General features: G+C 60.6%; 5 protein-coding genes. 3 read left to right on the top strand and 2 right to left on the bottom strand.

Annotated features, from left to right (window positions below; all coding sequences use genetic code 11):
• The coding region (locus ACR0P8_RS08200; RefSeq protein ID WP_432624612.1) for a phosphotransferase at positions 1-1,313 on the bottom strand (1,313 nt) is incomplete at its 3' end.
• Positions 1,314-1,466: 153 nt separating this feature from the next.
• On the opposite strand from ACR0P8_RS08200, the gene ACR0P8_RS08195 reads away from it, so the two are divergent.
• Complete coding sequence (locus ACR0P8_RS08195; RefSeq protein WP_432624610.1) at positions 1,467-2,975, top strand: ATP-dependent helicase; 1,509 nt, start codon at positions 1,467-1,469, stop codon at positions 2,973-2,975.
• Here ACR0P8_RS08195 and ACR0P8_RS08190 read toward each other — a convergent pair.
• Positions 2,958-4,547 carry a zinc-dependent metalloprotease gene (locus ACR0P8_RS08190; RefSeq protein ID WP_432624609.1) on the bottom strand — a complete coding sequence of 530 codons (1,590 nt, stop codon included), beginning with the start codon at positions 4,545-4,547 and terminating at the stop codon, positions 2,958-2,960. The genes ACR0P8_RS08195 and ACR0P8_RS08190 overlap by 18 nt on opposite strands.
• A gap of 72 nt (positions 4,548-4,619) precedes the next feature.
• Here ACR0P8_RS08190 and ACR0P8_RS08185 point away from each other — a divergent pair, with 72 nt between their 5' ends.
• Both ACR0P8_RS08185 and ACR0P8_RS08180 read left to right on the top strand, forming a co-directional pair.
• On the top strand, positions 4,620-5,516 hold the full coding sequence (locus tag ACR0P8_RS08185; protein WP_432624611.1) for a YlbL family protein: 897 nt from the start codon (positions 4,620-4,622) through the stop codon (positions 5,514-5,516).
• Positions 5,517-5,637: 121 nt separating this feature from the next.
• A complete protein-coding gene (locus ACR0P8_RS08180; RefSeq protein WP_033499097.1) occupies positions 5,638-6,063 on the top strand; it encodes a DUF3052 domain-containing protein in 426 nt (141 codons plus the stop codon).
• Positions 6,064-6,251: the final 188 nt, after the last annotated feature.

Raw genomic sequence — 6,251 nt, 5'->3', positions numbered from 1 at the left:
GATTCATGCCGTTGCCTTGCGGACTGCTCCGGGATGAACGTGCTGATGGACGATCCATCCCCGGTGGTGTTCCCACGCTCGGCGGTATCGTCAGATCCAACCGGATCGTACGACTCCGTGGCATCTTCGACGCTTGGTTCGGTCCTGCGCACCGGATGGGAATCGGTGACGTCGAAATCGCCGGTCCTGTCATCGTCCATGTCGACGGCGTCGATATGACGCTCGCCCGTGGCATCGTTCGTGTCGTCCGCGCCATTGCGCTCCGCGGCCTCCCGACGCCGCCGCTCGGATTCATCCAGCAGCGTGCCGACGGTAATGGTGCTCGGCGTGCGATTGCGGTTCTGCTGACCGTCCTGCTGCGTTTCGCTCGACTTATGCGTTTTGGCGGTGAGCATACCCAACTGATGGGCCAGACGCTCCACCTGCGCCTTGAACTGCATGATTTTGACGCTGTCGGCCTTGTTCAACGCGTTGATGAAATCGCCCACCTGCTCCATCTGCAGCCACAGATTGGCGCGCAGCATGATCAGGTCGTCCAGACGATTGCCAAGCATGCGCCCATAGGCGCTCAGCAGCGCGTTGCGATGGTTCTCGTCCAACCGGGCGAAAATCCAAGCCAGATCACGTGCCGGATCATTGACCTGCATATCCTGCCAATTCGTGATGGCGGTGATCGACGAATCGGAGAACAGCACATCGCCGTCGGACAGGCCTCCATGCACAGGGCAAGTGGTGAACGACCACAAGCCATCGGTCTCCAGAATGTCCGACCAGCTCGTTGTGATTTCCTGCGGAACGTGACCCGCCTGACGCAGCCTCTTGATCCAAGCGGTCAGCTGCGCGCGAATCTGCCCCGTGGTGAACACCGGATAACCCGCCTCCTGCAGAAAATCCGGACGAAGACGGTGAATCGCGCCCAAAGCGGTACCCACGCTGACGCAATCATCCAACGTCAGCAAGCTCAGGCTACGAGCCTGACCGGGATGATGGACGGCAACCATCACGGAAACATCCCCCGTGGCGGACTTCTTCTGTTCGCCATTGGAAAAAGCAAGCACATGATCGACATCGAAGCCAAGCCCACCCAATTCCCGGGCCTGAGCCAACGTCTGCGCGGCACGCACCCGTCCAGCAAGACGCCTGCGTCCCTCCGGAGTGCTCGAAGCGAGCGTGTCATACAGCCTACCCACGGAATCCTGCACCACGGCATGGTCGATGCCATATCCCTCATCGGTGGCGTTATTCTGTTCGCTGGCACGCGCGCCCGCGATGACGGCATTCGGCATCGCCGCGCTCGCCAAGGCGGCCATCATAAATTTGCTTCGTTCGGTCACAAACCCAACCTTAATACAAACGGACGGTAAAACCGCGCTCTTTTCCGGCTTTTATCGACTGGACATCCCATCCGACGGGCAAAAGCATGGGCGGAAAGCGAACACGGCACGCCCGTCGGCCAATCTGCCACAATGGAACACATGAGTGCAACAACGCAAGAGCTTCTCGACGGATTGGACGACGCGCAGCGTACGGCCGCCAGCGCGATATGGGGGCCCGTCCGCATCATCGCGGGCGCGGGCGCGGGCAAAACCCGGACCATCACCCGTCGAATCGCCTATGCGTGCGCCACCAAAGAGTGGGATCCACGCAAAACCATCGCCGTGACCTTCTCCGTCAAAGCCGCGGCGGAAATGCGCAGCCGATTGTCGAAACTCAACGTCGCGGCCGACGTCAAAACCGCGACCTTCCACGCCGCGGCACTGCACCAGGTCCGCCAGATCTGGCCGGACGTGTGTGAAGGACCCATGCCGTTCCTGGCCAAAAACCCAATCGAACTTGTGGGACGCTCCTTGAAACGCGTCACCACCTCCCAAGTCGACGACAACACCGTGCGCGACCTGCAAGCGGAAATCAACTGGTGCAAAATATCGCTTATCGCTCCGGAAGACTACGGACGCGTCTGCGCAGCCACGCATCGCCAACCGCCGTCGGGACTGGAGTCGGACCAATTCGTGGACGTCTACAAGGCGTACGAGGCCGAAAAAACCAATCGCAACGAAATCGACTTCGACGACATCCTGCTGATAGCCTGCCACCTTATCGACAGCGACCCAGAAGTGGCGGCAAGCATGCGTTCCGGCATCAAATGGATCACCGTCGACGAATACCAGGACGTCTCACCGCTGCAGCACCGCCTGCTCACCCGTTGGCTCGGCCGCAACCGCAACATCTGTGTGGTAGGAGACCCGGCACAGACCATCTACTCGTTCGCGGGTGCAAGCAGCTACAGCCTGCTCAACTTCGCATCCGAATTCGGCCGTCTCACCGCGGACGTCAGACTCAACACCGACTACCGTTCCACACCCCAGATCGTGAACTACGCCAACTGCATACTCGCTGCGTCCCCGCAACGCAAGGACTATCTCAGACTGAACTCCGGAAGGGAAGACGGCCGTCGAGTCTCCGAAACCGTCTACAACAGCGACATCGAGGAAGCACGAGGCGTGGCCGCGCGTATCCGTAGACTCGTGGACAACGGAGTCTCCGCCGGCGACTGTGCCATCCTCACCCGAGTCAACGCGCAGCAGAGGCTCTTCTGCCGGGCATTGACCGAACAGCATCTGCGCTACCGCATCAAACGGGACAGTGGATGGCAGAGTTCCGCGCTCGCGGACAACATCCAGAACCGCCTGGCCATGTTGGAGGCGCTTGGTGTGGGCGCTGACCTGAGCGGCGTGACCATTTCCACCATCCACGCCTCCAAAGGCCTGGAGTTCAAACATGTGTTCCTGATCGGATGCTCGGAGGGATTGATGCCGTATGGCTCACCGCCCGCCGGCGAGCTTTTGGAAGAGGAACGCCGACTCATGTATGTGGCGATCACTCGTGCCGAGGACACGCTCGACGTGTCCTATGCGCGCACCCGCGAAGGCGACGAGGGCGAACGCTGGCGCAGGGAATCACGATTCTTCCGGTGACCGTGGGCTGTCGGCTCCGCCATCCGTAACGTCGCCGTCGACATCGGAGGATCCGTCCGTTCCGTTGGACTCGGCTGCATCTGTTGTGCCGTCGTGCTTGTGCTCCTCCTCGTCAAGCAGCTTGGTCAGCTCGGCGTCCCAATCAATGGAGCCGGAAGCTTCCTGCGATGCGGCGGAGTCCTGTCCGTCGGCCCCGGCGGCGTTCGTTGCATCGGCCGTGGCGGTTGCGGCATCGGCGTTGTCCTGCGATTGCTCGTCCGGCAGCTGCGGCAGCAAGTCGGGATGCGACCACTTCGCGTCGCGTGCTTCGGGACCTTCCTTCGCTCCGATGCTTTCCCACAACGCGGCCGCCTCGCGCATGCGCTTCGGACGGAGCTGCATGCCCACCAGGCTTTCGAACGTGCGCTCCGCCGGTCCTCCGATGGCGCGTTCGCGGCGGAGCATCTCACGAAGCTGTTCGATATGCGGGATGTGCGCCATGCCGGCGCGCCACACGACGGCATCCACCCAGCCTTCGACCAACGCCAGCAGATTCTCCAGCGAGGCCATGGCCTGCTTCTGCTCCGGTGTGTCCGGGAACGCCACCTTGGTGATGTTCACCGCGCTGGCCATGGAATCCGGGTCGATGGATTCGGCCTCGCGGATCTGCTCCTCCATGGCGTCCATGTCGATGGCGATGCCACGCGCGTACTTGCCCAGCAACGCCTCGAAACGGGGCATCAGCCACGGCACGGAGGCGAACAGGCGCGCATGGGCGAGCTCCTGTAATGCGAGATATCCCATCACCTCGCTTACGTCGATGTCCAGCGACTTCGCGTATTCGACCACATTCTGCACGATGAGTCCGCCTGCTGGATTCTTGGACAATGCGATGCCCTGATCGAAGCTGCCACGCACCTCATGCGACAAATCACCGGCCGCGCGTCCCAGCTGCATGGCGAACGACGTGTTGCCGACAAAACGCATCAGCTTGGCCGGATCCTTCATATCGTCCGGAATCGGAATCTCGACCGGGCCTGCGAAAATCCCCGAAATCTCAGGCTGGATTTCGCCGTCGCCGAAACGCTGCGACAAAATCGAAGCCAACGCGTCGTTCATCGACTCGGCTACGGGAGAGGCGAACTGCGCCCAGGAATCGAGAGTGCTTTCCACCCATCCCGCGCGGGTGAGCAGCTGCGTCTCGCCCTGCGCCGGATTGAATTCGCAGGCGGTGTCAAGCCACAGATTCGCCTCGCTGATGGCGCGTCTGGCGATTTCACCGTTTTCCGCGCTGACGCTGGCGTCCGAACCGGTGCCATTGGCCTTTTGCAGGGCGAGCGATTTCGCCAGTTTGATGTTGATCGGCCCCTGCTCGGCGACATGCTGGATGTCGCCCACGGTGTTGAGTCCGCCCGCGGTAAACGCCTGCATCATGGATTTGACTTCTTCGGGCTTGGGCAACGTGCTTGGATCCTGACTCATCAGCTGGTCGCGCAAGGCTTCCGGCATATTGGAAAGCTGGTTCCACGCCATTTCGCCCTGAATCGGTCCGAAGCAATCGATAAGCCACTGGCGGATCGCATTCTCGTCCATACCGTCCCCTGTCCTTGTTCCAAGCGATTGTTAAGTTCGTTTGCTTTCCATAGTATGGGAGGCATGGCCGATATGCAGGAAACACAGCGAGTTCACGCCAAAAGCACACGTACGGGGAAATCCCAAGGCGTTCTGCCGCGTCTCAAACGATGGTGGTGGCGTGTCGGACGATGGTTTGATGTTCGCCCATGGCGATATCTCGCCGGTCTGTTCACGGCCGTGCTCTGCGTGGTGATTCTCTGCCTTCCCAGCGCGTATGTGGTGCAGGGGCCCGGGCCGACCCAGAATGTGCTGGGCGAGGTCGGTGGCAAACAGGTCATCTCGGTGTCCGGCGTGAAGACACACAAGGATTCCGGCGAACTGCTGCTTGTCACGGTCAACGCCTCCGGTGTGCCGGGCTATCCGGTGTCCAACGCGCAGGCCCTGCTGGCATGGGCGAACCCGAAATCCACGGTGCTTCCGCAGGAGGCGGTGTTCCCGGTCGGACAAAGCGCCAAGGATTACGAGAAGGAAAGCAGCAAGGAGATGGCGTCCTCCCAGGACGCGGCCACGGCGGCGGCGAGGAAATTCCTCAAATCGCACGGATACGATGTGTCGGGCATGAAGGTGACCATGCACGTCGATGACATCGGCGGGCCATCCGCGGGCATGATGTACACGCTTGGTTTGATAGACAAGGTGAGCGGGGAGAAGCTTTCGGGAGGAAGGACCATAGCCGGAACGGGCACGATGAACGCCAAAGGTGAGGTCGGCGCCATCGGAGGCATCCGATTGAAGATGCTCGGCGCGAAACGCGATGGGGCCACATGGTTCCTCGCTCCGGAGTCCAACTGTTCCGACGTCGTCGGCCATGTTCCGCAAGGCCTGCATGTGGTGAAGGTCGGCACCTTGGACGAGGCGTACAAGGCGTTGGTCTCCATCCGCGACGGCAAAGGCGGATCTCTACCGAAGTGCGTCGCCGGGAAGTGACTGTTCCATTGGCCATGATCGGCAGGGGGATGCGACGAGACGCTGCCGAAAATCGCCATGAAATCTCGAAACGTGAGCAATTCCAGCGTCTGTAACATGTATTTCGAGCTGTGTTGGTATATTGGCGAACGTGAATCAAACGGCATCTGATAACGCTGAAGAATTCGGTTTCCACGCCGGCGACCTGGTACAGGAATGGTTGTGGGACGATGATGTGGATGACTCGATCCGCGCCAAGATCGAGGAACTGACCGGCGAGGAACTGGTCGACGAGGACTATGATTCCGCCGTCGATGGCGTGATCATCTGGTGGCGTGACGGCGATGATGAGGACGAGTTGTCCGACACCATCGTGGACGCATACGCGGTTCTCGGCGACGATGGTCCGTTGTGGGTGCTGACCCCGAAGCCGGGACGTCCAGGGGCGGCAAGCTCCAGCACCGTGCAGTCCGCGGCCAAGACCGCCGGCATGAACGCGGCCACTCCGTTGACCGTCAGCGCCGATTGGAATGGCGTCCGCCTGCGCGCTTTCGGCAAGGGCAGGTAGATTCCTTTATTCGTGATTTTCAAATCCCCTGATTCTTTCGATCAGGGGATTTTTATTTTTGTTATGTGGGCAGAACGTGGATGAAATACGTGGAACCACCGTCGGCTCGACTGGAAATCCTTGGATTCATGGGGGATAAAGAAAGTGGGCGATGAGGGATTCGAACCCCCGACATCCACCGTGTAAAG

Source organism: Bifidobacterium sp., assembly GCF_050874245.1.
GTDB lineage: Bacteria > Actinomycetota > Actinomycetes > Actinomycetales > Bifidobacteriaceae > Bifidobacterium.
Note: the sequence above shows the minus strand (reverse complement) of the source record. Positions and strands in the feature narration are given on the sequence as shown.